Origin of the sequence: Micromonospora sp. NBC_00362 (assembly GCF_026342155.1) — a bacterium.
Lineage (GTDB): Bacteria > Actinomycetota > Actinomycetes > Mycobacteriales > Micromonosporaceae > Micromonospora > Micromonospora hortensis.
The window spans coordinates 2,695,646-2,721,666 of record NZ_JAPENH010000001.1 but is presented as its reverse complement, the minus strand read 5'-3'; the positions used below and the strand labels follow the sequence as shown (position 1 = coordinate 2,721,666).

Here is a 26,021-nt window from a genome sequence, read left to right as displayed (position 1 = left end):
TCGTCACAGCGTGGCGGAGAGCGCCTTGACCGGCATCTTCAGCTCGTCCAGCAGCTCCAGGTCGGCCGTCGCCGGTCGACCCAACGTGGTCAGGTAGTTGCCGACGATCACCGCGTTGATGCCGCCGAGCAGACCGTCACGGGTGCCGAGGTCGCCGAGGGTGATCTCGCGACCACCGGCGTACCGCAGGATGGTGCGCGGCATGGCCAGCCGGAACGCGGCGATGGCCCGCAGCGCGTCCTTGCCCTCCACCACCGGACGGTCACCCAGCGGGGTGCCGGGACGCGGGTTGAGGAAGTTGAGCGGCACCTCGTGCGGGTTCAGCTCGGCGAGCTGCGCGGCGAACTCGGCCCGCTGCTCGATGGTCTCACCGAGGCCGAGGATGCCGCCGCAGCACACCTCCATGCCGGAGTCGCGCACCATCCGCAGCGTCTCCCAGCGCTCCTCCCACGAGTGCGTGGTGACCACGTTGGGGAAGTACGACTTGCAGGTTTCCAGATTGTGGTTGTAGCGGTGCACACCCATGTCGACCAGGTCGTCGACCTGCTCCTTGCTGAGCATGCCCAGCGACGCGGCGACCTGGATGTCGACAGCCGCCTTGATGGCGGCGACGCCCTCGCGCATCTGCTTCATCAGCCGGGCGTCCGGACCGCGGACCGCGGCGACGATGCAGAACTCGGTCGCCCCGGTCGCTGCGGTCTGCTTCGCCGCCTCGACCAGCGACGGGATGTCCAGCCAGACCGAGCGCACGGGCGAGGTGAACAGGCCCGACTGCGAGCAGAAGTGGCAGTCTTCCGGGCACCCGCCGGTCTTGAGCGAGACGATTCCCTCGACCTCGACCTCCGGGCCGCACCAGCGCATCCGCACGTCGTGAGCGAGCTGGAGGGCGGCGGGCAGGTGCTCGTCGGGCAGGTTCAGCACGGCGAGGATGCCGGCCTGATCGAGGCCGACACCGTCACCCAGGACCTGGGTCCGGGCCTGGTCGAGGATCTCTGGCATGGCTCGTACCCTACTAGGCCTGTGCGAGAGCCCTCGATCAGCCGGAATGACCTGGCGGCCCGGTCGGCACCTCGCACCGAGTGGAATCGTCGGGCTGGTGGCGGCGGGTGGTAATTTCGCCCGGCGGGTGTCGGGCTGACCGGCACGCACAGCGGGGGAGGGTGACGGTGGCGGACTGGCTGGCGGCGCTCGACCGCCGCGCGGAGCTGCGGGCGAAGGCCGGGCTCACCCGGCGACTGCATCCGCGTCCGGCCGACGATCAGATGACCGATCTGGCCGGCAACGACTACCTCGGCCTGGCCACCCACCCGGACGTCATCGCCGCGGCCACGACGGCCCTGTCGGCGTACGGGCTGGGGGCTACCGGCTCGCGACTGGTTCGCGGCTCCACCGACGCGCACCGGCTGCTGGAGGACGATCTGGCCCGGTGGCTGGGCACCGACGGCGCCCTGGTCTTCTCCTCCGGCTACCTGGCCAACCTCGGCGCGCTGCGGGCGCTCGTCCAACCTCGGACGCTGCTCGTCTCCGACGCGCACAACCACGCGTCGCTGATCGACGGCTGCCGCATCTCCGGTGCGGAGACGGTGGTCACGCCGCACGCCGACGTCGACGCGGTGGCCGCCGCGCTCGCGGCCGCTCCCGGCCGCCCGGCGGTGGTGGTGACCGAGTCGGTCTTCTCGGTCGACGGTGATCTCGCCCCACTGGCTCGGTTGCACGCGGTGGCCCGCCGTCACGGCGCGCTGCTGCTGGTCGACGACGCGCACGCGCTGGGCCTGACCGGCCCGGCCGGCGCGGGCGCGGTGGCGGCCGTCGGGCTGGCCGGCGAGCCGGACGTGGTGGTCACCGCCACCCTGTCCAAGGCGCTCGGTGGCGCGGGTGGCGTCGTCGCCGGCCCGGCCGAGTTCGTCAGGCATCTGGTCGAGACCGGTCGCACGTTCATCTTCGACACGGCACTGCCGCCGGCGGTCGCCGCCGGTGTGCACGCGGCGCTGCGGCTCGCCCAGGCCGGCGACGACCTGCGCGCCGAACTCTCCGACCGGGTGGGACTGGCGGTCGGTCGACTGCGCGCGGCCGGGCTGACCGTCTCCGCCCCGGACGCGGCGGTGATCTCGGTGACCGCCCCGGGGCCGGAGGCGGCGACCGCGTGGGCCGCGGACTGCCGGGACCGGGGCGTCGCGGTGGGCTGTTTCCGGCCACCGTCCACCCCGGACAGCCGGTCCCGCCTGCGCCTCACTGTGAGCGCGGGGGTGACCCGGGCGGCGTTCGAACGGGCGCTGGACGTCATAGTGGACTCTGCGCCGTGAGCGCGAGGAGTGAGCCGGGTTTGCGAGCCCCGCAGTCGCGAACCGAGGTGCCGCTATGACCGGGTGGGCGGGGTCGGTGCTGGTCACCGGGACGGACACCGAGGTCGGCAAGACGGTGGTGACCGCGGCGATCGCGGCCGCCGCGCAGGCGGCCGGGCTGCGGGTGGCGGTGGTCAAACCGGGTCAGACCGGTACGGCTGGCGGTGAGCCCGGCGACGTGGACGCTGTCAACCGGCTGGCTGCGCCGCTGACCGGTCGGACCCTGGCCAGCTACCCGGATCCGCTCGCCCCGTTGGCCGCCGCGCGGGTCGCCGACCTGCCGCCGCTGGAGTTGTACGCGGCGGTGGACGCCGTCCGCGCGGAGGCCGACAAGCACGACCTCGTGCTGATCGAGGGCGCGGGCGGGTTGCTGGTGCCGATGGGGCTGCGACCGTCGGGGGAGCCGTGGACGATGGCCGACCTGGCGGTGTCGCTCGGCGCGCCAGCGGTGGTGGTCGCCCGCGCCGGGTTGGGCACGCTCAACCACACGGCGTTGACTCTGGAGGCGCTGGACCGTAGGGCGGTGCCGGCCGGTGTGGTGATCGGTGCCTGGCCGGCCCGGCCGGAGCTGGTGCACTGGACGAACCTCACCGATCTGGTGCCGAACCTGCTCGGCGCGTTGCCCGATGGCGCCGGCGCGATGGACCCGGGGGTGTTCCGGCGGTCCGCGCCGGGTTGGCTCACCCCGGCCCTGCACGGGGTGCTGGACGACTGGCGGGTCTGGGCCGAGGAGAGCGGCTGAACACCTGACTTTCGTCGGTGTCCGCCCAGGTCGGGCGTGGGTAGCCTGACCGCCGTGCGGATCCTCGACTCCCCGCCGTCGGCTTGGCTGCACCGGCGGCGTCACCTGCTGCTGGACGTGCTGCTCTTTGCGGTGGTGGCCGCCCCGGTCGGCTACGCCGAGGCCAGCCCGCCCTATACGCGGTACACGTTGCCGCTGTTGGTCGGCAAGCTGCTGCTGCTCGGTGTGGCGGTGGCGGCGAGTCGACGTCAACCGTTGGTCGCCCTGGTGCTGGCGGTGCTCGGGTCGTTGGTCGATGGCAACTTCGTGTTCGCCATACCGGTCTTCAGCTATCTCGCCGGGCGGCGCAGCGCCACGGTGGGACCGGCGATCATGGTCTTCGTGCTGATCACGGCCGGTGGCACGGCGCTCAACCTGGGGTTGCTCGGCGCCGGCGCGGCCACCTGGTTCCTGCTCGCCTCGGTGCTGCTCTTCGCCGCCGTGTTCCCCTGGTTGGTCGGCCGGTACCGGCGCCAGCAGCAGGAGTTGACCGACGCCGGTCGCCGGCACGTCGACGCGCTGACCCGCGAGCAACGGGGTGCCGCCGAGCGGATCCGGCTGCGGGAGCGGGCCCGGATCGCCGGGGAGATGCACGACTCGCTCGGTCACGACCTCAGCCTGATCGCGTTGCGCGCCGCCGCCCTGGAGGTCGCCGCCGACCTGGACGACAGGCACCGGGCCGCGGCGGGGGAGTTGCGGGCCAGCGTCTCCGCCGCCACCGAGCGACTGCACGAGATCATCGGGGTGCTCCGCGAGGAGGCTGGCGCGTCGCTGCGTCCGAGCGGGGAGACCGTCGCGGACCTGGTCGACGGGGCCCGGGAGGCCGGCATGGCGGTACGGCTGGACGCCGCCCCGGTGGTCGCGGACCTACCGGCGATGACCGGTCACGCGGCGCACCGGATCGTCCGGGAGGCGCTGACCAACGCGGCCCGGTATGCCCCGGGCGCCCCGGTCGACGTGCGCCTCGCCCGCGACGGTGACCGGGTCGAGGTGACAGTCGTCAACGACGCTCCGCCGGCCGGGCCGCTGCCCGCCCCGCCGTCGCAGGGCAGTGGGCTGCTCGCCCTCGCCGAGCGGGTCCGCCTCGCCGGCGGGACGCTCGACGCCGGCCACCGGGCCGACGGCGGGTTCGCGGTACGGGCGGTGTTGCCGGCCACCGCACCGCCGCCCGAGGCGATCGGGTCGGTGGTCGAGGCCGGGCCGACGCCATGGTCCGACGAGCGACAGGGTCCGGCGGAGCGGCCGGTGGACGCCGAGCGGCGGCTGCACGACGCCCGGCGGCGGGTTCGGCGCAGCCTGCTGGTGGCGCTCGTCGCCCCGGTCGGTTTCGCCCTGGTGCTCTCGTTCGTCTACTACCCGGTGGCGACCGCCGGGACGGTGCTGGACCGGGCCACCTTCGACCAGCTGCGCGTCGGCGCGGCCCGGTCCGAGCTGGTCGGGCTGCCCCGGCGGCAGTTGGAACGCCCGACACCTCTCGACCGGGCCGGCTGCGAGTACTACACCGACGGCAACTTCCCCCTCGCCGCACCGACCTGGCGGCTCTGCTTCACCGACGGCCGACTGGTCAGCAAGGAGTGGATCGCGTAGTGGACACCGACACGACCGGGGCGCCGCCGATCCGGGTGGTGCTGGCCGACGACGAGGCGATGATCCGGGCCGGTGTCCGGGCCATCCTCGCCAGTGATCCCGGCATCGAGGTGGTCGCCGAGGCCGGCGACGGGCACGCGGCGGTGGAGCTGGTCCGGGCCCACCGACCCAGGGTCGCGCTGCTGGACATCCGGATGCCGCGGCTGGACGGGTTGGCTGCCGCCGCCGAGATCCGCCGGGTCGTGCCGGACACCGCGACGATCATGCTGACCACGTTCGGCGAGGACGACCACGTGGCCCGGGCGCTCGGGCACGGTGCCAGCGGGTTCCTGCTCAAGGCCGGCGACCCGCGTGAGCTGATCGCCGGTGTGCACGCCGTCGCCGACGGCGGGGCGTACCTCTCGCCGAGGGTGGCCCGCCGGGTGATCGAGCTTGGGGCCGACCGGCTGGCCCGCCGACCCGCCGCCCGGGAACGTGCCGCCGGGCTGACCGAGCGGGAACGGGAGGTGCTGGCCCTGGTCGGGGCGGGCCTCTCCAACGCCGAGATCGCCCGCCGGCTGCACCTCGTGGAGGGCACGGTGAAGAGCTACCTGACCAGCATCTTCACCCGGCTGGACGTACGCAACCGGGTGCAGGCGGCGATCCTGGCGTACGAGGCGGGGCTGGTCGACGGCTGAGCGGGGACCGGTCGGCCCCCGCCCAGCTCGCCGGCCCTACGCGTCGCGGCGGCGCAGGGCGGCCCGGCCCAGCAGCAGCGCGGCGCCCGCCCATCCGGCGAGCAGGAGCAGCCCGACCACTGGCGGGTACGGCTCGGTGTCGCCGGCCAGGAAGTGCCCGCCGGCCACACCGGGGAACACGTCGGCGATGCGGTTCAACACGTCGATGTCCGGCTCCTGGAGGGACAGCGGCACGATCATCAGGGTGGCGAGAAGCACTGTGAGCGTGAGCACCGCGCTGCGCAGCGCGGCGCCGAGACCCAGGGCGAGCACGCCGATCAACGCCAGGTAGGTCGCCACCGCCACGATGTCGCCGATCGTGTCGGCGGCGGGGGCGCTGCCCCACTCGCCGAGCACCGGTCGGGCGACCAGGGCGCCGACGCCGCCGAGCACCAGCCCGAGCGCGAAGGTGACCGCACCGGCGACCGCGGCCTTGGCCAGCAGCACCCGACCGCGCGACGGGGTGCACTGCAACGTCGTGCGGATGGTGCCACTGGTGAACTCGGCGGTGATCGCCAGCAGGCCCAGCGCCAGCACCACGTACTGGGTCAGCTCGACCGAGTCGATCAGCACGCTGCCGACGGTGACGATCCCCCGGTCGTCGGTCGGGTCGTCGTTCGTGTTGTCGTTGGCGACGTAGATGGCCAGTTGGCCGGCGCTCGCGAACATCACCAGCAGCCCGGCCAGTGCCGTCCACCAGGTGCTCCGCACCGAGGAGAGCTTGGTCCACTCGGCGGCGACAGCCCCCCGGAAGGTGGCCGACGCACCAGCGGCCGGCGTGCTGGCGGGGCGGGTGCCCGCGTCGGTCTGCGTGCTCATCGTTGCCCACCCTCGGTCGGACCGCCGGCGTACTCGACGCTGTCGGCGGTCAACTCCATGAACGCCTGCTCCAACGACGCGGCGTGCGCGCTCAGCTCGTGCAGGCGTACCCCCAGTTCGTGTGCCAGGTCGCCGACCTGGTCGGCGGTGGCGCCGGTGACGGTCAGCGCGTCGCGGTCGGCGCTCTCGACGCTCGCCCCGGCGGCGGTGAGGCGCGCGGCGAGCGCGGCCAGCCCGTCCGGGTACGGGCTGCGGACCCGGACCGCTACCGTGCTGCGGGCGATCACCTCGCCGATCGGCGAGTCGGCGAGCAGTCGTCCCCGGCCGATCACCACGAGCTGGTCGGCGGTGAGCTGCATCTCGCTCATCAGGTGGCTGGAGACGAAGACCGTCCGCCCCTCGTCGGCCAGTGAGCGCGTCAGCTGCCGCACCCAGCGCACCCCGTCCGGGTCGAGGCCGTTCACCGGCTCGTCGAACATCAGCACCGGCGGGTCGCCGAGCAGCGCCCCGGCGATGCCGAGTCGTTGACCCATGCCGAGGGAGAGGGCCCGGCCGGGCTTGCCGGCGGCCCGTCCGTCCAGCCCGACGGTGTCCAGCACCTCGTCGACCCGGCGGGCCGGGATGCCGTTGCTGTGCGCCATGGCACGCAGGTGCGCCCGGCCGGACCGGGCCGGGTGGATGGCCCGGGCGTCGAGCAGCGCGCCCACCTCGTGCAGCGGTCGGCGCAGCTCCCGGTACGCGCGCCCGCCCACCAGAGCCTGCCCGGCGGTGGGACGGTCCAGCCCGAGGATCATCCGCATGGTGGTGGACTTGCCGGCGCCGTTGGGGCCGAGGAAGCCGGTGACCCGGCCGGGCGCGATGTCGACTGTCAACGCGTCGACAGCGACTGTCGGGCCGAACCGTTTCGTCAACCCACGTAATGTGATCATGTGCTGACGCTAGGCGAGCGGCCGGGCGCCCCGCCGCGCCCGAACGGCACCACCCGCCCCTGACTTTCGTCAGGTCGGCGACGGGCCGATCACCGTACGTACTGCTCCAGCAGTGCCGGGGTGAGCCCGGCCCGGTGAATCGCCTTCAGTGCCGCGAGGAGGTCGTCCATCAGCGCCGGGCGAAAGTGCATCAGTAGCACATCGCCGGGTTGGACCACCTTTTCCGGGGTCTGGTAGCGCACCTTCCCCTCGTGGACGGTTTCGGTCCAGTGGAAGACCGCCTTCGCGCCGCAGTCGTGCGCGGCCTTCAGCGTGGTGCTGTCATGCTCGCCGAACGGTGGCCGGAACAGGGTGGGCCGCTTGCCGAACAGCCCCTCCAGCTTGTCGGCGGCGCCGCAGATCTCCTGCTTCTGGTAGTCGTACGACCGGCCGGCCAGCGAGTTGTGCGAGATGGTGTGGTTCTCCACGACCCCGCCCACCGCCTCGATCTGCCGGAAGTAGTCGGTGTGCTCCGCCGCCGCCGGCGAGTTGAGGAACATCGTCACCGGGATACGCGCCTCCCAGATGAAGTCGATCACCCCCGGCGGGCGGGCCAGCCCACCGTCGTCGATGGTGATGAAGGCGACCTTCTGGTCGGTCGGCAGTCGGTGCCAGAACGCCGCCGAACCGGTAGTGGGCAGCGCCACCGGTTGCGGCTGCGGGGCCTCGGGAAACGTCGGCACCTGGGACACGTACCAGGCCAGGCTCTTGAACGCGGGTTTCGCGGTCGGGGACGGCGAGGCCGAGGGGGTGGGTGCCGAGGCGGACGGAGTCGGCTGGGCCGCCGTGACCTGCCGAGCGTGCGCCGGGTGGCTGGGACCGACTGTGCAGGCAGTCAACGCCAGCAGGGCCAGAAGCGTTACGACGGCAGGGATCCGACGGGTGGGGATGGCTGACACGCCCGGAAACATACCGAGCGGATGTCAGGATCCGGTGACCCCGGGGGAGCGGCGGACCACGAACGCGTCCGGCATCCGGAAGGTGAGATTGTCCGGGCACCAGGGCGGACGGAGCACCGTCACCCCGTCCAGCAGCGGCGCGGCCTCGGCCACCACCACGGCCGCCTCCATTCGGGCCAGCACGTCCCCGACGCAGCGGTGCGCCCCCGCCCCGAACGCCAGGTGCCGGCGCGATCCACGCTGACCCGGACGGAACTCGTCGGGCGACTCCACCACCGCCGGGTCCCGACCGGCGCGGCCCAGCCACAGCACGAGACTGCTGCCCGCCGGCACCCGTGTGCCGCCCAGCGTGCTCTCCGTCGTCGCCACCCGCCGCCAGGTGACGATCGGTGGTTCCAGCCGCAACCCCTCCTCCACCACGTCGGCCACCGCTACCTCGCCGCTACGCAGGCCGGCCCGGACCACTGGCTCGCCGGCCAGCCGGTGCAGGAGCAGGGTGAGGAACTGCGAGGTGGTCTCCTGCCCGGCGACCAACAGGAAGAAGAGCGCGCCGACCACCACGTCCGGCGGGTGCCCGGCCGCGCGCAACTCAGCGGCCAGACCGCCACCGGTGGCCGCGAAGTCCCGCAGTACCCGGTGGAACCGGCCGACCTCGGCGGCGAGCGCCACCTGCCGGTCGGCGTCCAGGGGTGCCCAGAACAACTCCAGCGCGGCGCGGGCGAACTCCTTGACCGCGCCGACCGGCGCGTCCGGCAACTCGACAAGCCGGGCCAGCACCAGCAGCGGCAGGTCGGCGGCGAGGTCCGCGTACAGGTCGACCGGTTCGCCGGCGTCGAGCGCGGCGCCGATCCGGGTGACCCGGTCGCGGACCAGTGCGGTGAGCCACTGCCGCTGCGCGGCCACCCGGGCCGGGTGCAACGCCTCCGCGACGATCGCCCGGATCTGCGGATGGCTGACGCCCGAGTTGTTCGCCAGGGTCGGCGGCAACCGGAACCGGTGCCCGGCGAGCACCCGCAGCGCGGTCACCGGCATCGGTGTCACCGCGTCCAGCGCGTTGTCCGGCCGGTAGGTGACCGGGTCGGCGAGGACCTGGCGGACCAGCGCGTGCCGGGTCACGACCAGGTGGGTGCCGCCGACGTGGTCCGGCACCCGGGCCACGTCCGGCCATGCGGGGTCGGCCACCTGCGCCCAGCTGCGGAACAGCACCCGGACACGCTAGCCGGAGGCCCCCGGCAGCCCGGCTCGCAGCCGCCAGACGGTGGTGCGCTTCACCCGCACACTCTCCAGCGCCTCCGGCACCGGCACGTCGTACCCGGCCACCTCGTCGAAGCGGTCCCGGGGCAGGAACGCCCGGCCGGGGTCACCGACCAGCGCCGGCGCGCCGGCCCGGGCGGCGCGCAACAGGAACCGCAGGACCCGGCGGGCCATCGCCTCGCTGTAGAAGACGTCCCCGGCGAGCACCACCTCGGCGTCCCCGGCGTCGCCGTCGAGGATGTCGCCGAACTCGGCGTCGACGCGTACCCCGTTGGCCTCGGCGTTGAGGGCGACGGCCGCCACCGCCAGTTCGTCCACCTCGACGGCCCGCACGGACGCCGCGCCGGCGCGGGCGGCGGCGATGGCCACCAGGCCGGAGCCGGAGGCGAGGTCGAGCACCCGCCGGCCGGCTACCAGCTCCGGGTGGTCGGTGACGTGACGGGCGAGGGCTTGCCCACCGGCCCAGGCGAACGCCCAGAACGGCGGCGGCCGGTCGGTGGAGAACTCGCCCTCGGTCAGCTCCCACAGGCCGATCGGCTCGTCCGCCTGGTGCAGCAGCACCTCGGGAACGAAGGGGACCGGGGCCAGCCGGGCGTGCAGCCGGACGAACGTGCTGGAGAGCTCGGACACGGTGTGATTCTCCCAGCGGCCCGACTCCCGGCGTGTCGCGGGGGAGCGGTGACCGGTTCACCACGGGCGGTGAAAACCCACCCCGTCCTTGCCGTCCGGTGCGAACACACCCGTCTGGTCGGCGCGGTGCCCCGCTTCTAGCGTTGCGGGGTGGAGGCGACCGAACGGCGGACGGCGGTGGTGACGGTGTGGCGGTATGCGCTGAGGGCAGGGGTGGTGCTGGCCTGTCTGAGCGGGGTGGAGCTGGCGGTGGCCGCCCCGGCACAGGCGGCCTTCACCACCGAGATGAGCGGCCTGCCGGGTCGGTTCACCGCCGGTGAGCAGGTGCGGACGATCTCCGCTGTGGTCTCCCAGACGGATCGGCGTGCCAGGTGCGCGAAGGTGCGCTGGTCGATGGTGCTCACCGTGCAGGGCGGCCTCCGGCTCGACCAGGTGAAGATGGATCGGGTGGAGGAGAACGGCGACTTTCCGCTGGAGATCCGTACCGAGGGTGACGTGGCCCGGTTGACCGACCGGCAGCTCGACCCGGGAACGCTCTGCCCCGGCCGCACTGTCACGGCCCGCTACCGGGTGGCCTTCGCCGAGGACGTCACCCAGGGGCGGGTCACCCTCGCGGCCGAGGCGTACGACGCCAACCTGCGCCTGCTGGCCCGGCAGACCGCCACCCGCTCGGTGGTGGGAGTGGGCGGCGCCCCGACCAGTACGCCGAAGCCGACGGCGACCCCGCCGGAGCCCACCGAATCCGCTAGCGCGCCGGCCGAGGGCGAGAGCACGGCGACGGAGGAGCCGGTCGAGGAGTACCCGGCCGACGCCGCGCCACCGGCTGCCAACCGCCCGGTCGCGCAGTCCGGCGCGTTCGGCGTGGTGCAGCTCGCCTTCCTGCTCGGCGGGCTGCTGCTCTTCCTCGGGGTGGGGCTGTTGCTGCGGCTGCGGCACCTGACCCGGGCCGTGGCCGGGGACACCGACGAGGCCGACGACCCCCCGGTGGACCGGCGCTGGGAGCGCCCGGCCGCCGCCGATCCCTGGCGCCGAGCGCACCGCTGATCGAGGGCAGTGGGGCCGGCGGACACCCGCCGGCCCCACTGTGTCACTTCGAGAACGCCTGGAACTCGGCGATCCTGACCTGGCTCCGGGCCGGGCTGGCGGTCGCGCAGTCCGTCGTCGTGGCCGGGTCGTCGTCCTGCTCTCCCGCGTAGTGCGGGCCGCCGGTGCACTGGCTCGCCAGCACCTCGAGGCGCAGGTGGGTGGCGAGGGTGGTGGGTACCGCGAACGTCCGGAGGTTGATGTCGCGGCTGTACGCCCGGTACGCCCCGCCGGGGAACGCGTCCCCCGCACTGGTGTAGATCCGCTGCCAGCGCGTCGCATCCGCGCAGTCGGTGGTCGTCGCGTTGCAGGCGGACACCGCGAACGAGCGCAGGGCAGTGAGCGCGTTCTGGGCGCCGGTGTCGGGGTCGCCGGTGATCGCCGGGCGCAGCATCGCGCTGACGTTCACCCGCTTGACCGTCCGCGGGGCGTCGCCCGGCAGCGCCACCGTGAGCTGCCGGCCGGCGACCCCGTCCAGGGACGCCCAGTTCGTCGCCTCGGTGTCGTCGACGACCCGGTCCAGGTTGACACCGTCGCCGGTGACTGTGGCGCCGGACGCGGCGGAGGCGAGGTTGCGGCTCAACCGCAGGTCGACGTATCCGTCCTGACCGGACTTGGCCACCACGCTGAGCCGCTGGTGCCCGAACCCGGGGGCCACGGCGAGCAGGTCGTACGTGCCGGCCACCATCTCCACGGTGTCCGGGATCGGCGTCGCCGGATCGGTGTCGGCCACCGGCACGGCCCGTGCCTCGTACGCCCCCACGTACAACCGGATCGGCGCTTCGGCGCTGTCCCCGCGCGGGCGCAGGGTGAGCGTCGCGTTGCCGCCGCTCGGTGAGGCGAAACTCGGCGTCGGGTCGGTGTCGCCGGCACCGTTGGTGGCGGCGTCCCGGCCCATGCCGGAGCGCGCGAACTCGGCCCAGATCAGGTCCTGGTTCGCGCCGCCGAAGCGGAGCAGGTCGGCGGTGAGCATGTTGTCGCGCATGTCGAGCATGCTGACCTGGCTGGCGGCCTGGAGCAGGAACGAGTCGAAGACCAGCTGGGACCAGCGCCGGTTTCCCGGGCACTGATCTGCCGCGACAGTGCCCGACGCGCAGTCGAGCTGCCGTTGCGGGGTGCCGAGGCCGTACCGCTTCACCAGGGCGGAGCGGACCCGGAAGTTGGTGGCGCCCCAGATCTCCCCGTCGGCGTGCACGGCCGGGCCGGCGGTGTTGTAGCCGATGTCGGAGTAGTTGAGCGGGCTGCGGCTCAGGTCGTAGTTGCGGATGCCGCTGACCAGGTTGCCGGTGACGTAGCCGCCGGTGATGAAGGGCGTCTCACCGGGCGCGCGCAGTCCGTGCTGGAAGAGGTACTCGGCGGCGAGCAGGTCGCCCCAGGACTCACCCATCGCCCCGCCCTGGTGGCCGCTGATCCCGCTGTCCGGGCCGGCGATCATCCGGTTGGTGATCGCGTGGGTGTACTCGTGACCGATCACCGTCATGTCGTAGTCGCCGTCCACGCACGGCGGGTACGGCCCGCCGGCCTGCGGCTGCCAGAGGTACATGTTGGTGGTCGGCGGCAGCCCGTCGCGCGGAGTGCCCTGGTTGGCGTTGTTCCGGTTGCCGGTCAGCGCGCCCTGCTGGGCGCGGCCCTGCTCGGCGTCACCGCCCAGGCCGGACGGGGTGAGGTTGACCGCCTGGAGGTTCCACGCCGACTCGCTGAAGCCCAGCTGGTACGACCAGTCGTGCATCCGGTTGTGCATGGCGAAGAGGTTGGCGATCGACGCGTCCGCGTCGTTGCGCTGTGCGGAGGTGAACACCCCCGGGTTGCACCGGGCCTGGTGCCACTGGTCGGTGAAGGGGTACTCATAGTGGCGTTCCGGGCTGGTGGGCGCCGGCACGACCGGGGTGCCGGCACCCCAGGACAACACGGTGTTGGCCGAGTTGCCGCGCGAGGTGAAGGTCGGCGTGCCGGTGGCCGCGTCGACGTCCCACGGTTGGCCGGTGGCCGGGTCGCGGAAGGCGGCCTGGCAGCCGGGGGTCGGGTCGCCGCACCAGCGCACCCGGGGGTCCTGCCCGGGGCCGAGGTCGCGGGGCGGGGTGGCCGGGAAGACCGCCCAGCTCGGGTTGTCGGAGTCGAAGTCGACGAGGTCCTCGCGGACCAGCACCTGCCCGGTGCTGCCATCCACGTAGCTGGTGAACGCGGCCGGGTGCTCGGTGTCCGCGCCGATCATGGTCACCTCGTAGGCGGCCCGTGGCCCGTCCAGCGGAGTGGGCACGGCCACCGACCGGATGGTGTGGCTGGCCACCGCGTCGGCGGTCAGTTTGGCGTCGGCGAGCGCGGCGGCGTAGGCCTGCTCGGCGGTGCGGGTGGCCGGCGTCGGCGTGCCGGTGTTGCGGGCCAGCGAGGAGTTGACCGACAGCACCGCGCCGTCGGCGACCGCGAGGGTGACGAGGCCGTCCGGCCCGGCGGGCAGGTCGCCGAAGCGTTGCCGGAGGGTGACCACTGTGCCGTTGCCGATCGGCCGGACCAGCACCCGTTCCATGCTGGCCACCGTGGCGGCGTCCATGCCGAACAGGTGGTGGTTGGCGGCCAGGTAGGCGCGGGCGGCGGCCTCCGGGTCGGCGGGCAGCCCGCTGGCCAGCGGGGTACGGCCGGGGCCGAGCGCCTGCGGGGTGCCGAGCCGGTTCCACCGGACGTCGGGGTCGACGGCGCGGGCCAGGCCGCGTTGGCGGGCGTCGGGTGCCGCCGTACCGGTGCGGTTGTCGGCGTCGGCGGGCGCGTGGCCCTCGGCGAACGGCCCGGACCGGCGCTCGGCGGACGCCGCGCCGCCGGTGGGGGCCGCGGTGCTCACGCCGGTGGGGAGCAGCGCGGCGACCGTCGCCGTCGTCGCCAGGATGGCGATGAGCCGGCGTCGAGGCCGGCTCATCGGGGGTGACCACTCCGGTTGTGGCACGGGACCTCCTCGTGGGAGCGAGGTGGTCGGCCAGTCGCCGACCACAGATGCGCGGTGACGCATGCGCATCTGTGGATATCAGTCTCCCGAGGTCGCGGCAAGGTCCCGAGCCGCTATCGCACCAACAGATCGGAGATTCGCTCAGTCGCTCGGCGCCCAGTCGGGGTCGCGGCCGAACGCGGCCAGCAGGTGGTCCTGCTCGTCGGCGTCGTCGGGCACCCGTACGCCGGTGTGGACCAGCTTGTTGCGCCGGTAGGCGTCGATCTGACCGGCGAACCACTGGGCGGCGGCGTGCACCGCGTCCGGGTCGAGCCGGGGCTGTGCGCCGATGGCCACCGCCACGTCCCAGCCGTGCACGAGGTGCTCGGCGAGGAGTTGCCGCAGGTACTCGGTGGCCGGGGTGTCGCCCGCGGAGAGGTGCACTGTGCGATCGATGGTGCCGGGGTGGGTGGCGGCTATCTCGGCCTGCGCGGCGGCCTCCCGGGCCGTCGCGATCGGGTCGGCGCCGAGTTGGTCACCGTCGAGCCGGTCGCCGACCTCGTCGATGGTCCGGCCGGCGAGCAGCGGAACGCTCCACCGGTCCTCGGTCACCACGTGGTTCACGAGCGTGCGGACGTCCCAGTCCGAGCAGGGTGTCGGATCGGACCACTGGCCGGGCTCGATCTGATCCACCCGGTCGATGAATTCGGCCAGGCTCCGGCGGTACGCCTCCAGGAGGTCCATGCTGCCGATTGTTCCGGTCGACGGGGCGGACTGAGTCCGTTTTGCCCGGCCCGGTGCGGGGGATCGCTGCTGGGTTGCCCAGCTCAGTCCAGGTCGGCCGGGTCCAGGCCGAGCTCTCGGGAGGTGACCAGCCGGACCCACTCGCCGAACTGGCGGCGGGAGATCACCCGGTCGTGCACGGCGAGTTGGACGGCGAGGCCGTCCATCACCGCGCTGATCCGCCAGGCGGCCCCGTCGGGGTCGGCGCACTGGAAGGTGCCGTCGGTCACCCCTGCGGTGATCACCGCGGCCAGGTCCTGCCGCCAGCGCAGGTCGAGCCGCCGGGAGACCTTCTCCAACTCGGGCGTACGCAGCGACTCCGACCAGCCGTCGATCCACATGGACCAGGAGGTCGCCCGCCCAGCCGGGGTGTAGAGCTTGAGGATCCGGCGGAGCTTGGTCAGCGGTGTGGCCGAGGAGCGGGTCACCGCGTCGAGTCGGGCCAGATCCTGCTCGACCGCGTACGCGAAGGCCTGCGCGAGCAGCCGCTCCTTGGTGGCGAAGTGGTAGAAAACCAACGCCTGACTCACGCCCGCGGCATTCGCCACGTCCGCTGTCCGGGTGTTGGCCAGACCGCGCTCCACGATCACGTCGCAGGCGGTGCGCAGCAGGGCATCCAGGCGGATCTCGGCCGCACGTCTCGTCACGACCGTTACCGTAGCCCATCCGAGTGAACACGAACAGTTACCACCACGCGCCGATCCGCGCGGTGACAGTCGGAAGCCGGACACTTCTTTCGGGTGTCGTCTGTCGTTCCACGGAGAGTGTTCATCGAGGTCCGCTGCCCGGTGCCGGGTGGTGGAGACGTCGATGGTCGGGCATGCGACGCGATGATGACGATCATTGCCGAGGAATGTCGGAGTGTGACGGTCCGTGCTGGATTCAGCCATCAGGCCAGCCCCCTAGGAAGCCGGCCGAGAGTGACTCCGCTCCAGCCCCGGCCACCCCTGACGCGCCGAGGCGACCCCGAGTTGGCAGTCAAACACCCACTCGGCTAAAGTTCTCATCCGTCACCCGGGAACGTCCGGGGGCGTGCGGACGTAGCGCAGCTGGTAGCGCATCACCTTGCCAAGGTGAGGGTCGCGGGTTCGAATCCCGTCGTCCGCTCGGAGCTGCCGCCACGTATGACGGGGGCAACCTCGGTGGGGTGGCCGAGAGGCGAGGCAACGGCCTGCAAAGCCGTGTACGCGGGTTCAAATCCCGTCCCCACCTCGGCAACAAGCACGGGCGATTGGCGCAGTGGGAGCGCGCTTCCTTGACACGGAAGAGGTCACTGGTTCAAACCCAGTATCGCCCACCAGCAGGTGAACGGCTCGTTACCGGAAGTCCGGTAACGAGCCGTTCCGTTTGTGTGGCCTTGTGTCGAGAGCCAGTAGACGCCCGATCGAGACGGTTTCGTCCCGACCGGGCGTCCGGCCATCCGGATTATCCGGCCCGGAGGCTCATCGCACCAGCCCGCTGCACTCGAGTGGCCCGCCGTTATGCGTGTCGTCGAAGCACACCGAGAATGTCCAGCCAAGACCCCGGCCGTACATCGAGGTAAATCCGGTTTGACCTCCGAGGAGGTAATCCGATGAGAACTGGTCTTGGATGACGCGGTGCCAGTACCGCTGTATCAGGACCTTTCTGCCAATATTGATTCCCTGGCCGGCTGTCATCCGACCCCAATTGGAATTGCAGGTAGATGAGTAGTGCAGGGTGACCCGACTGCTGTTGACAGTGAAGTCGACTCGAACCTGCGAGACGAGCCCGCACCCCATGGTCTCCGGGTTACGTCCCAGGCAGCTATCCTCGTAACAGCCAGCGTGATAGATCCGCTGAGCGTTGGTCTGGTTGCAGCCCCAGATCTGCAGGATCTGCCCGCTCGAAAAGTTACTGGTCGGGACATCGACGCAGTACTGGTTGTCGCTGTGCGTGACCAGGCCGAAGGCGTGGTCGTACTGGAAACCCTCGTGCCAGCGTTGGGACGCGGAGCCGTTGCAGTTGTTGACCTTGAGGGTTGCTCCGGCCGCCCGGTCGCCGTCGAAGTCGAGGCAGAGCCAACGGTTGAATCCGGGATGCAGGTAGAAGCCGCCCTGGTCGGCTGCCTCCTCCACCCAGACCTGGGTCGGTGCGTTACTGGAAGACCACAGGTGAACAGGCGTTCCATGTCCGCCCCCGTACTGCACGTCCAGGCGCAGGTTCGACGGAATGCCTCCGGCGAAGAGCGCACGCCGGCGCCACTCTGATGGCATCGTCGGATCCCACTCGGCTGCGGAGGCGGGAGGCGCCATCACCGTCAGCCCGGTGATCACCGTGGTGATCACGAGCGTGAGCACCGCCACGACTCTTCGGACCGTTTTGAGCATGATTCTCTCCTCTGGCTGGTTGATCAGCAGACGTAGAAGGTGAACGGCGCCTGGGAGGGCGGGTCGGTGACGATCGGGATGGTCAGATAGCCGCCGCCGACCGTCAGTGGTTGGCCACCGTTCGCGGAGCCGACATATGTTCCGGTCGGTATGCCGCAGGTCGGGTAGAACCACCGCAACGCGCTGCCCTCGGCTCTGTTCTCCGGCGCCGGGATCATCTTGAGTTTCGTCGAGCTGGGTGACGTTTCGCCCTCGATGAAGTCCCATGCGGCGGCGAGCGCGCTGGAGTAGAAGGGATACTCGTCGCACTGGTGGCCGGTGGGCACACGCGGATCCGGGCAGGCGCTCTGGGCATATGGCGCGGAGTCCATCCAGTCCCGGCTCTGCACCTTTTCCATCTCGGTGTTGCTGACGAAGTTGAGGTGAACCCAGGGCGGGTTGGCGACGAGTGCGTCGAGATCATTCTCGGCTGCGCCGGCTGCGTTTCCGGTCGTGGGAAAGATCAGGGGAAGATCCATGCACGGGTCGCCGACGACTCCTCCGTGGGCGCTGAGTCGTAGGCACGTCTCGGCGGCGTGCAGCGCCTGCGCGTCGCTGACCACCCAACGTCCGTTTTTCGGTGTCCGGGTGGCGACGTAGTCGAGGATCCGCTGCTTCACGGTCGCCGCCGTACTCACACCGTTCAGTTGCTTGTTGACGATCGCCGCGAGTTGCTGTTGTCCCTCCGCGGTGGGATGGAAGCTGCCCCTGCCCGGCACCTCCTGGCCACTGCCCGGGGAGGCAGTGGCGATGACGCCGTTGCTCCACTCGATGGTCATGAAGGAGCACGCCCAGTGGGCCACGCCCTCCCGCCAGGTCTGGGTCGAGTTGAGGAATCGGATGTTCACGCCGTCCTGCCGTACCTTCTCGACGGTGTTCGCAATGGCGATGTTGAGCAGGTCGCCGAGGGTGTTGAGGAAGTGCAGGGAGGTCTTCTCGATGCCGATGCAGCCGCTCGAGGCGGGCTTGTCGGGGAAGAGTTGCGGATATCCGAGGACGAGGATCTGCGCGTTGGGGGCCTTGGCGGCGACGGCCCGGTAGGTGGCTTCGAGGTGTTCTCCCAGCCAATCCCGGATGATCTTCTTCCCGTAGACCCGCAGTGCTTCGGGATCGACCTTGCCGTTGCCTCGGGTGAGCTTGTGCGACGGCGAGTAGCAGGAGTCCTGGGATGCGATGCAGCTGCGCATGACCTCGGCGAACCGGGCGTCGTTTCCTCCGATGGTGAGCGTCACGAGGGTGGTGTCGACGTCGAGCCACCCCTGGTCGACCTGGATGACCTCGCCGCTCTTCTGCGACTTGCGCCCCCACGTGCCACCGACGTCACCCCACACCGTGTGCCCAGCGACGTCGCTGGATGCGGGCGGGTCGTTGGCGGCGTCGAGACTGACCTCCGGTGAGATCGCGCCGGAGCAGGCGATGAAGCCGAACGAGGCAGTGCCCTCGGCGGCCTGTTGCGCGATCGTCTTGGTGTGGCCGGGCAGCTTCACCTGGGTGGGAAAGGCCCCGGTCCGAGAGCGGTGGCAGTCGTTCACGTCGCCGTTGGAACGCTTGTAGTCACTGTTGGTGAAGTACGGTGCGACGCCCTCACCGGACGAGTAGGAGTCACCCATCGCCACGTAGTTGGCCAACGGCTTCGTGGTGGGCACGAAAGCGACCGCGTCGAAGGCCACCGCGTCCTCACCGTCACCGTCGACGGTTTCGGTGCTCAGCCGTACCCGGGCATCGCCGGCGAGCGGGAATACCCCGAGGTCGACCCAGGTGAGTGCCTGGACCGCCTGATTCACCACCCGGTGACGGGTCTGCCCGTTCCCGAGGTCGATGACATAGTCGGCCTGCCGGGTCCACGCACCCTGCTGAGGCAGGTGGACCATGACCCGGGTCCAGCCGTGGATCGGCTGGCTGAGTGCCCAGGTGCCGGAGACCTTCTGCTTGCCGTCGCGCATGTCCCGGTGCCGGGTGTGCGCCATCCAGAAGTGGCCGCCGAAGCCACTACCCAACTGGTGGAAGTCCACCTTCGAGGGGAACAACCCTGCGGTGTCCATCGCGAAGTTCAGCGTGAAGGTACCGGCCTGGGGACCCGTACCGGGACAGTTGGGGCGGATGGCGGGGACGTCGGCCGGGACGTCGTCGATGACCAACGCGCCGGTGGGTAGACCGTCACGGGTGCACCGTGGCGGGTAGGAGGTGCCGTCCTCCTGGTAGGCGTATCCCTCGTCGAACCGGATGAACTCGTAGCCGCAGGTGTCGAGGCAGTTCGGCTTCCAGCTGACCGCCTTGTTGTACCAACACTTCAGGTCGAACTGGCCGGCGGCGTTGCGGTGGGCGCACGGCCCCGGCGGTTGCTCTTCGAGGCCGGGCGCGGTCGGTTCGTGCTGCGCGCCGGGCTCGCAGTTGTTCGTGGCATCGCAGAACAGGTTGACCGGCGGCTTGACCCCGCGTCGGTTCACCGGACCGGCGACGGGACCCCCGTTCCACTGCGCCGGGCGGAACTGCGCGACGAGGACGTTCGGGGCCTCCAGCACCTCGTTGGGGCGAGCCGCGAAGCCCAGCACCTTCTCCTGGTAGGGCCATCGCTGTGGGTTGGAGGCGTCGGCCGCCGTCGAGTCCATGAACGGCAGCCGGTTCGCCGGGTAGATCGGGTTCGCCGGGTTGTTGATCCACCCCACTCCCCAGGCGCCGTTGTTCTGGGCGGCAGTGCTCTGTGGGTGGAACCCCGAGTTGTACGCCCACAACGCGAAGAACCAGTTCTCCAGGAAATGCGCCTGGCCGCCGTGGATGATCAGACCGGCTCGCCGGGTCTCGTTCCACTTCTCCTGAACGATTGTCATCCCGGCGGCGATGTTGGCGGCGAAGTCCAACGCGACGGCGCGCTGCGTCTCGTACGGCAGGGCGGGCCCGTCACCAGGTCGTTCCCGACCTGCCCGGCGCATCCGGTCGGTGACCTGCATGACCCCGTACCCGCAGTCGGCCTCGGCGAAGTCGACGTCCCAGTCGTTCCCGGCGTCGTCGTCGTAGACCTGGCGGCCGTAGAAGTTGCCGATCAGGGGATTGCCGGTGACGCCCGGGGCGGTGTTGCTGGACGCCTGCCAGGTGTTGGACTCCTGGGCGGCGATGCCCAGCAGGATCTGCGCGGGTACGGCGCCCCCGCCGTCGAGCGGCACCGGTGGGAACAGCCCCTGCGGCGTGTACGCGGGCATGCCGAGGCTCTTCCAGTTCGCCGGCCGCGCGACAGTGAGTGCGTTCTTCACCGCCTGGTTAGCCGCCCACTCCACCTGGCGTGGCTTGGGCTGGAGCGCCTGGTTGCGTGGATCGTTACGCGGTACCGAGCAGGTCCGCTCCTCCTCGACCGGATTGCTCGGGGAGCCGGCCGCGGTGGTCGTGGACGACTTGCGAGCGTTTGCGGGTTTTCCCGCGACCAGTGACGGGTGCATGTCCCGGCCGGCGGCCGCGGTCCGGTCGGTGCCGGGGTCCACTGTGAACGCGGCCTGTTTGCCGGTGGAGGTGAAGGACAGGGTCAACCCGACCGTACGGGCTGCCGAACTGTCACCACCGTGTTCGGGGGTCCAGGAGTTGGTGATGGTGGCAGCCCCACCGAGGGTGGACAGCTCGGCGCCCTTCGGTACGGGCAGTAGCCGCACCGGGCCTGCGGGACCCGCATCGTCGGGGCGCCGTGCCGCACCTGTGACGAACGTGCGCCCACCGGCTCCCGGCGCCAGGTCGATCTCGGTGAGCCTGCCCCTCGCGACGGTGTGCACTGGTCCTGCGGGACGGCGCTGACCGGCTCTGGCCCGGGTCACGGTGGTGGCGCCCACCCGCCGGACCGAAGCGACGTCGCCCTCGCGGTCGAGGAAGGACACACCCCCGTCCGAACCCGCGACCAGCCGGAACGGCACCCCGCTCGTGCCGGCGACCGCGACCCGTCTACCCGTGCCGTCGATGCGGATCAGCCGATTGGCGTCGACCGCGACGATCTGCCCGTTGGCCATCGGAACGGCGGAGGTCACCTGACCATCCAGGGTCAGTGGCGTGTCGGTCCTCCCACTGGCCGCGTTCACCCGGATCAGCCGCGTCCGGGTGGCGGTGTCTCCGGGTTGGTCGGCCGTACGCGCCTGGGTCAGTACGGCGCTCTCGTCGACCCCGCAGGCCGGGCTGAAGTAGGCAAGCGACGACAGCACCGGCAGCTTCACCACCGCCCCTGTGGTCAGGTCGACCACCGCCGTGAACGCCCCCCGGTCGAACAGCGCCGCCTCGTTGGTGAAGGTGCGTGGCGCGTAGGCCACGACGAGACGCCGGCCGGAGCCGGTCACGCACGCGTTCCCGATCCACCTGTCGGTGTCGAAGCCCGGCTCGGACAAGGTCGCCGCCGTGCGCCAGCGGTAGCCCTCCCGCGCGTCGGCCACCAGGACGTGCAGCCCGTCCGCGTCCCCGGAAGTGACCCAGGCCCGGTCTTTCGAGGTCCGCCACCGCGGCCCCAGGAGTGCGGCGCGTTTGCCGGGGGCCACCTCCGACGGGTCGGCCGCCGGGGAGTCGGGCGCCGGTGGTGGTGCCTTCGGGTCTGCCTGGGTGGGAGTCGCGTGAATCAGGGCGGCGGTGGACAGGAGGACGACCGACGCCGTCAGCGTCGCCAGGAGTCGGCGCCAGCCGGCGCCGCGCGCCACAGTGGTCCGGGCTGCCAACGGCGTGCGTCCCATACGGGTGCCTCCCTCGAGAGTGGTCCCCGAGAGGGCAACGGGCGTTCTGCCCAACCCGTCAGGGGATCAGAGGGATCGTCACGAGCTAGGCCGGGCGCTGGGAAGGGCTCGCCGTTGTTCCGAACAGGACAGTCCTGTCCGGGCTGGTCAAGGCATCGCTCGGACAGGAACTCGAACAGGCGGGTCGGTCGTCGAACAACCGTCCCGGTCCGGAGATCCCCGCCTGGTGGATGAAGGTCGGAGGTTTCACCGGAACGCGTCGGAGGCCCCAGGCCATCAGTCGACGCTGAGCCGGTAGCCGATGCCTCGCACGGTGTGCACGCGCAGTGCGTCGTCGACGGCGTGCAGTTTGCGACGTAACCGCTTCACGGCCGAGTGCAGGATCGACGTGTCGCCGAGGAACGCGCAGCCCCAGACCGATTCGAAGAGCCGCTGGTAGGTCCAGACTCCGACCGGTGCGGTGGCGAGTTGGGTGAGCAGGTTGCGCTCGAGTCGCGTCAGGGCCAGCGGTTGTCCGCGCCACGTCACCCGATGGTCGAGCGGGTCGATGGTGAGGTCACCGAGGTTGATCTGGCCGGCCACGCCGACGGCTGGAGCGGCTGCGGCAGCGGCTGGAGCGGGGGCGGACGCGGTGGTGGGGAGCCTCGCCGGCCCGCTGATGACCGGCCCGGCGATCATCGCCTGCAACTCCGCGAGGTCGGTGCAGATCACCAGGGTGCCGAGTCCGTCCAGGCGCCGCACCATCCGCTCGCGCACCGACACGTCGGCGGTCACACAGAACACGAGGGACACATCGTCGATCACTGTCGTACCTCCCCAGGCGCCAGTAGAAGACAACGCTGTCTGAACCCCGTAGTCAATGGTTTCCGGCGGGCGGCCACCCCGTGATCCACTCGGGCTCGCCGGGTCGTTCGTTCGCTTTCAGAAGGTCAACAGGCGGAACTCGCCCACCGGCCGGAAGCCGAGGCCGTGGTAGACCGACTCGCCGACGGCCGACGAGGTGAGGGCGGCGGTGCGGGCGCCCCGCTCGGCAGCCAGATCGAGCGCCGCCCTGGTCATGGCCGCTCCGATGCCCCTGCGGCGCTGCTCTGGCTGGGTGCCGACGAAGTAGAGGGTGACCAGACCATGGCTGATCCAGGCGACGGCCGTCGCGACGATCCGGCCGTCATCGAGGCGACCGGCCAGGCGCAGCACGGTGCCGTCGCCGGTGAACGCCTTCTCCCGTTCGATCGTCGCCGCCACACCGTCCGCCGGGATTCCGGACACCCTGGCATAGGCCGGGACGAACGCGGCGAGGTCGGTCGTCTCGGCGATCTGCATGCCGGCGGGAGTCGGCACCTCGGCCACCGCCCCGATTCGCACGGTCATGATCGGCATGCGGGCGACCTGCACCGCGCCGAGGGAGACCAGGCCGTCCGCGGTGCCGGCGTCGCTGTCCGGGCCGACCCACCAGATGCGGGGTACGCCGTGCAGGCGCTTCCGGGCTGCGACGAGCGCGTCCCGTGGTGTGCGCCCGACCACCCGCAGCACACCGTTGAGGGGTGCGTGCGGCACGTCACTGCGGTAGGTCGGAAGGTCCGGACCCCCCGCGACACCGATGTTCCAACCGAGCAGGTACGCCCGGTGCGCGGCCAGCACCGTGTCGAGAGGCTCCATGATCTGGATCGTAACGCGGGCCGGCACACCCTTCGGCCAGCGGAAACGGCTCTCGGAGCGGCGGCTGTGACCGGCGGTACTTTGTCGATCGTTCCAGATAGCGGGTAGCGTTCAGCCATGGCCCGCACCCGTGAGTTCGACCTCGACGCCGCAGTCGACGCTGCCATGGACGTGTTCCGGAGCAAGGGCTACGAGGGCACCTCCATGCGGGACCTCTCCGAGGCGACCGGCCTGGGCAGCGGCTCGATCTACGCGGCGTTCGGCAGCAAGGACGGCCTCTACCTGGCGGTGCTCGACCTGTACCGGCAGCGCTACGCCACACCGATGGTCGATCTGCTGCGCTCGGGCAACGACGCGCGGGCGGTCATCCGTGAGGTGTTCATCGGCACGGTGGACGACATCACCGGCGACGGCCGGCACCTCTCCTGCCTCATCGTCGGGGCGTCGATGGAACGGGCGCACCAGGACGTGCGGGTCGCCGAGCGGCTTCGCTCGACCACCCAGTCCCTGGAGTTGGCGCTCTACGACCTGCTCGCCGAGGCGCAGCTGCGGGGGCAGATCACCACCGACCGCAGCGCCACCGACCTGGCCGGCTTCCTGGTCACCAGCCTCCAGGGCCTGCGGGTGATGGGTGCCATCAACCCGGACCGGGCGGCGCTGACGCGTTACGCCGAGGTCGCGCTCACCTGCCTGAACTGACCGCCGGACACGGTGGTCGGCCGTTCACCCGAATGAGGAGTCGAGCATGAGAGCGGTCGGACTGCTGCGCTACGGCGGGCCTGAGGTGCTGCGGGTTGTCGAGCTCCCGACGCCGCACGCGGGCCCGGGCGAGGTCCGCATCCGGGTACGCGCCGCGTCGGTCAACCCGGCGGACACCCTGATCCGGGCCGGTATGACGCCGGTGCGACTGCGCGGCAGCGACCCGCTGCTGCCCGGCCAGGACATCGCCGGCACCATCGACGAGGTGGGTTCCGGCACCAGTGGCGCACTCGCCCCGGGTGACCCGGTGATGGCCATGGTCAACCCGACCCGGGCGGCCGGCGGCGGATACGCGGAATGGGTCGTGCTCCCGGAGTCCTGGGTGGTGCCCGCTCCGGCCGGCATGTCACTCGCCGAGGCGGCCACGCTGCCGTTGAACGGGTTGACCGCCCTGCATGCCCTGGACCAGTTGCGGCTGCCGCCCGGCAGCACCCTCGCGGTGACCGGCGCGGCCGGTGCCGTCGGCGGGTACGCGGTACAGCTCGCCAAGGCCGCCGGTCACCGAGTGTTTGCCGACGCGGCGCCGAATGACGCCGAACTGGTAGCGGCGCTCGGCGCCGACGTGACGGTGACCCGAGGCCCGGGTGTCGCCGACCGCTTCCGGGAGCATGCCCCGGACGGGGTGGACGCCGCTGTCGACACCGCGTTGCTCGGTGGCGCGTTGTTGCCCGCCGTGCGCGAGGGTGGTGCCGTGGCGCTGCTGCGCGGCGGGCCCGATCCGGTGCTGCGGGCGCAGGCCGACCAGCGGAGGATCGACATGGTGTCCGCGTACGTGCACGAGTACGACGGGCGCCGCGACAAACTCGACCTGCTTCGGCGACTCGCCGAGGAGGGTGCGCTGACCCTGCGGGTCGCCGGCCGGTTCCCGCCGCAGGAGGCGGCCCGCGCGCATCAGCTCCTGGAAGCCGGAGGGGTACGCGGCCGGTTGGTCATCGAGTTCTGATTCCACCGGCAACGCCGGAGCGCGATGGTCCACTCACCGGCGGCGGCGACGCCTACCCGGCGTCTGCTGCCTGCGGGGTCACGGGCGCGAGAGGCCGGCCGCCTTCGGCGAGGCGGCCGGCCCGGAATCACTGTGGTCTGGCGGCTCCGCCAGCTGTGGGTCTGGCCGGGTCACAGCGGCGGGGCGATGTCCCGCCGCTCCTCGACCTGGCGGTACTCCACCGGCTGCTCGGTGGTGGTGACGACCTGGCGGCGGCGACCCCAGATCAGCGTGGTCATGATCAGGCCGAGCACGCCGGCGCCCATCAGGATCCAGCCGACCACGTCGAGGTTGATGCCGCCGACGCTCGCGTCCAGTGCGAAGGTGAGGATCGCGCCGAGCGCGATCAGGAAGATGCTGGTGCCGATACCCACGACAGCCTCCTTAAGGGGGTGTGGTGCGCTGTCGAGCCCTTCAGTACCCCGGCGGGGACCAGCGCAACCGCGACCAGTCAGGGTGCCGTTCCAAGCGATCTTGGCATCGGGTAGAGTTCACCTGTCACCGGCGCTTGCCGGAGACGTGCGGACGTAGCGCAGCTGGTAGCGCATCACCTTGCCAAGGTGAGGGTCGCGGGTTCGAATCCCGTCGTCCGCTCGCGATGCGCCCCACGGGGCCGCCACGGGCGATTGGCGCAGTGGGAGCGCGCTTCCCTGACACGGAAGAGGTCACTGGTTCAAACCCAGTATCGCCCACCATCCATGCAAGTGGATCAGAAGGCCCGTTACCGGATCTCCGGTAACGGGTCTCGCCGTTTCTGCTTCCCGCACCGG

The 26,021-nt window shown here is 71.5% G+C and carries 21 protein-coding genes and 5 tRNA genes; 12 read left to right on the top strand and 14 right to left on the bottom strand.

Annotated elements, in window-relative coordinates:
• Positions 1–3: 3 nt before the first annotated feature.
• Positions 4–999, bottom strand: coding sequence for a biotin synthase BioB (gene bioB / locus OG992_RS12350; protein ID WP_238683283.1), 996 nt, complete (start codon positions 997–999; stop codon positions 4–6).
• Between the two features lie 167 nt (positions 1,000–1,166).
• Here bioB and OG992_RS12345 point away from each other — a divergent pair, with 167 nt between their 5' ends.
• Genes OG992_RS12345 through OG992_RS12330 form a run of 4 tightly spaced genes read left to right on the top strand, consistent with a single transcriptional unit; the run spans position 1,167 to position 5,387 of the window.
• Positions 1,167–2,303, top strand: coding sequence for an 8-amino-7-oxononanoate synthase (locus OG992_RS12345; RefSeq protein WP_266303297.1), 1,137 nt, complete (start codon positions 1,167–1,169; stop codon positions 2,301–2,303).
• 55 nt (positions 2,304–2,358) lie between these two features.
• Entirely contained in the window at positions 2,359–3,084 is a 726-nt protein-coding gene (bioD, locus tag OG992_RS12340; RefSeq protein ID WP_091400737.1) for a dethiobiotin synthase, read from the top strand.
• Positions 3,085–3,138: 54 nt separating this feature from the next.
• The gene (locus OG992_RS12335; protein ID WP_266303296.1) at positions 3,139–4,710 is read left to right on the top strand and encodes a sensor histidine kinase; all 1,572 of its coding nucleotides are present in this window, start codon (positions 3,139–3,141) and stop codon (positions 4,708–4,710) included.
• Complete coding sequence (locus OG992_RS12330; RefSeq protein ID WP_112585029.1) at positions 4,710–5,387, top strand: response regulator transcription factor; 678 nt, start codon at positions 4,710–4,712, stop codon at positions 5,385–5,387. The genes OG992_RS12335 and OG992_RS12330 overlap by 1 nt, the downstream gene beginning before the upstream one ends.
• 36 nt (positions 5,388–5,423) lie before the next feature.
• Here the strand turns inward: OG992_RS12330 and OG992_RS12325 are convergent, their stop codons facing one another.
• The 5 genes from OG992_RS12325 to OG992_RS12305 form a co-directional block, all read right to left on the bottom strand.
• Positions 5,424–6,245 (bottom strand): ABC transporter permease subunit, encoded by an 822-nt coding sequence (locus OG992_RS12325; protein ID WP_238683280.1) that lies wholly within the window; start codon positions 6,243–6,245, stop codon positions 5,424–5,426.
• A complete protein-coding gene (locus OG992_RS12320; protein ID WP_266303295.1) occupies positions 6,242–7,174 on the bottom strand; it encodes an ATP-binding cassette domain-containing protein in 933 nt (310 codons plus the stop codon). Before OG992_RS12320 ends, OG992_RS12325 begins: the two co-directional genes overlap by 4 nt.
• Positions 7,175–7,263: 89 nt before the next feature.
• Positions 7,264–8,112: a polysaccharide deacetylase family protein gene (locus OG992_RS12315; RefSeq protein WP_238683278.1), complete on the bottom strand. Its 849-nt coding sequence runs from the start codon at positions 8,110–8,112 to the stop codon at positions 7,264–7,266.
• Positions 8,113–8,136: 24 nt separating this feature from the next.
• Positions 8,137–9,318 carry a cytochrome P450 gene (locus tag OG992_RS12310; protein ID WP_238683277.1) on the bottom strand — a complete coding sequence of 394 codons (1,182 nt, stop codon included), beginning with the start codon at positions 9,316–9,318 and terminating at the stop codon, positions 8,137–8,139.
• Positions 9,319–9,327: 9 nt separating this feature from the next.
• Complete coding sequence (locus OG992_RS12305) at positions 9,328–9,996, bottom strand: methyltransferase (RefSeq protein WP_238683276.1); 669 nt, start codon at positions 9,994–9,996, stop codon at positions 9,328–9,330.
• A gap of 150 nt (positions 9,997–10,146) precedes the next feature.
• On the opposite strand from OG992_RS12305, the gene OG992_RS12300 reads away from it, so the two are divergent.
• Positions 10,147–11,040 (top strand): hypothetical protein, encoded by an 894-nt coding sequence (locus OG992_RS12300; protein ID WP_266303294.1) that lies wholly within the window; start codon positions 10,147–10,149, stop codon positions 11,038–11,040.
• Positions 11,041–11,083: 43 nt separating this feature from the next.
• On the opposite strand, the gene OG992_RS12295 is transcribed toward OG992_RS12300, so the two are convergent.
• The 3 genes from OG992_RS12295 to OG992_RS12285 all read right to left on the bottom strand — a co-directional run bounded on the left by OG992_RS12295 (position 11,084) and on the right by OG992_RS12285 (position 15,423).
• On the bottom strand, positions 11,084–14,014 hold the full coding sequence (locus OG992_RS12295) for a M36 family metallopeptidase (RefSeq protein WP_266303293.1): 2,931 nt from the start codon (positions 14,012–14,014) through the stop codon (positions 11,084–11,086).
• 141 nt (positions 14,015–14,155) lie between these two features.
• Positions 14,156–14,737, bottom strand: a complete 582-nt coding sequence (locus OG992_RS12290) for a TIGR03086 family metal-binding protein (protein ID WP_238683274.1) — start codon at positions 14,735–14,737, stop codon at positions 14,156–14,158.
• Positions 14,738–14,820: 83 nt separating this feature from the next.
• Positions 14,821–15,423: a TetR/AcrR family transcriptional regulator gene (locus tag OG992_RS12285; protein WP_266303292.1), complete on the bottom strand. Its 603-nt coding sequence runs from the start codon at positions 15,421–15,423 to the stop codon at positions 14,821–14,823.
• A 387-nt stretch (positions 15,424–15,810) separates the two neighbouring features.
• Here OG992_RS12285 and OG992_RS12280 point away from each other — a divergent pair.
• The 3 genes from OG992_RS12280 to OG992_RS12270 all read left to right on the top strand — a co-directional run bounded on the left by OG992_RS12280 (position 15,811) and on the right by OG992_RS12270 (position 16,076).
• Positions 15,811–15,883 (top strand) — tRNA-Gly (locus OG992_RS12280).
• Between the two features lie 34 nt (positions 15,884–15,917).
• A tRNA-Cys gene (locus OG992_RS12275) sits at positions 15,918–15,988 on the top strand.
• Positions 15,989–16,001: 13 nt separating this feature from the next.
• Positions 16,002–16,076: transfer RNA gene (locus OG992_RS12270), tRNA-Val, on the top strand.
• A gap of 142 nt (positions 16,077–16,218) precedes the next feature.
• Here the strand turns inward: OG992_RS12270 and OG992_RS12265 are convergent.
• From OG992_RS12265 to OG992_RS12250, 4 genes are all read right to left on the bottom strand, one after another.
• Positions 16,219–17,124, bottom strand: coding sequence for a ricin-type beta-trefoil lectin domain protein (locus tag OG992_RS12265; RefSeq protein ID WP_238683273.1), 906 nt, complete (start codon positions 17,122–17,124; stop codon positions 16,219–16,221).
• 23 nt (positions 17,125–17,147) lie between these two features.
• On the bottom strand, positions 17,148–21,854 hold the full coding sequence (locus OG992_RS12260) for a hypothetical protein (protein ID WP_266303291.1): 4,707 nt from the start codon (positions 21,852–21,854) through the stop codon (positions 17,148–17,150).
• A gap of 276 nt (positions 21,855–22,130) precedes the next feature.
• A complete protein-coding gene (locus OG992_RS12255) occupies positions 22,131–22,616 on the bottom strand; it encodes a winged helix-turn-helix domain-containing protein (RefSeq protein ID WP_266305195.1) in 486 nt (161 codons plus the stop codon).
• 159 nt (positions 22,617–22,775) lie between these two features.
• Positions 22,776–23,510, bottom strand: coding sequence for a GNAT family N-acetyltransferase (locus OG992_RS12250; protein WP_266303290.1), 735 nt, complete (start codon positions 23,508–23,510; stop codon positions 22,776–22,778).
• Positions 23,511–23,627: 117 nt separating this feature from the next.
• On the opposite strand from OG992_RS12250, the gene OG992_RS12245 reads away from it, so the two are divergent.
• Together OG992_RS12245 and OG992_RS12240 are read left to right on the top strand one after the other, a co-directional pair.
• On the top strand, positions 23,628–24,209 hold the full coding sequence (locus tag OG992_RS12245) for a TetR/AcrR family transcriptional regulator (protein ID WP_112585044.1): 582 nt from the start codon (positions 23,628–23,630) through the stop codon (positions 24,207–24,209).
• Positions 24,210–24,255: 46 nt separating this feature from the next.
• The gene (locus tag OG992_RS12240; protein WP_266303289.1) at positions 24,256–25,212 is read left to right on the top strand and encodes an NADP-dependent oxidoreductase; all 957 of its coding nucleotides are present in this window, start codon (positions 24,256–24,258) and stop codon (positions 25,210–25,212) included.
• Between the two features lie 170 nt (positions 25,213–25,382).
• On the opposite strand, the gene OG992_RS12235 is transcribed toward OG992_RS12240, so the two are convergent.
• Positions 25,383–25,625, bottom strand: coding sequence for a DUF6458 family protein (locus OG992_RS12235; RefSeq protein ID WP_091400768.1), 243 nt, complete (start codon positions 25,623–25,625; stop codon positions 25,383–25,385).
• Positions 25,626–25,772: 147 nt separating this feature from the next.
• Between OG992_RS12235 and OG992_RS12230 the strand changes: the two genes are divergently transcribed.
• Positions 25,773–25,845 (top strand) — tRNA-Gly (locus OG992_RS12230).
• 26 nt (positions 25,846–25,871) lie between these two features.
• A tRNA-Val gene (locus tag OG992_RS12225) sits at positions 25,872–25,946 on the top strand.
• The last annotated feature ends 75 nt before the right edge of the window (positions 25,947–26,021 follow it).

What these genes read in the sequence shown, in the direction of transcription:
- bioB (WP_238683283.1), bottom strand. Translation starts at nt 999, where the DNA reads ATGCCAGAGATCCTCGACCAGGCCCGGACCCAGGTCCTGGGTGACGGT.
- bioD (WP_091400737.1), top strand. Translation starts at nt 2,359, where the DNA reads ATGACCGGGTGGGCGGGGTCGGTGCTGGTCACCGGGACGGACACCGAG.
- OG992_RS12325 (WP_238683280.1), bottom strand. Translation starts at nt 6,245, where the DNA reads ATGAGCACGCAGACCGACGCGGGCACCCGCCCCGCCAGCACGCCGGCC.
- OG992_RS12320 (WP_266303295.1), bottom strand. Translation starts at nt 7,174, where the DNA reads ATGATCACATTACGTGGGTTGACGAAACGGTTCGGCCCGACAGTCGCT.
- OG992_RS12290 (WP_238683274.1), bottom strand. Translation starts at nt 14,737, where the DNA reads ATGGACCTCCTGGAGGCGTACCGCCGGAGCCTGGCCGAATTCATCGAC.
- OG992_RS12265 (WP_238683273.1), bottom strand. Translation starts at nt 17,124, where the DNA reads ATGCTCAAAACGGTCCGAAGAGTCGTGGCGGTGCTCACGCTCGTGATC.
- OG992_RS12260 (WP_266303291.1), bottom strand. Translation starts at nt 21,854, where the DNA reads ATGGGACGCACGCCGTTGGCAGCCCGGACCACTGTGGCGCGCGGCGCC.
- OG992_RS12250 (WP_266303290.1), bottom strand. Translation starts at nt 23,510, where the DNA reads ATGGAGCCTCTCGACACGGTGCTGGCCGCGCACCGGGCGTACCTGCTC.
- OG992_RS12245 (WP_112585044.1), top strand. Translation starts at nt 23,628, where the DNA reads ATGGCCCGCACCCGTGAGTTCGACCTCGACGCCGCAGTCGACGCTGCC.
- OG992_RS12240 (WP_266303289.1), top strand. Translation starts at nt 24,256, where the DNA reads ATGAGAGCGGTCGGACTGCTGCGCTACGGCGGGCCTGAGGTGCTGCGG.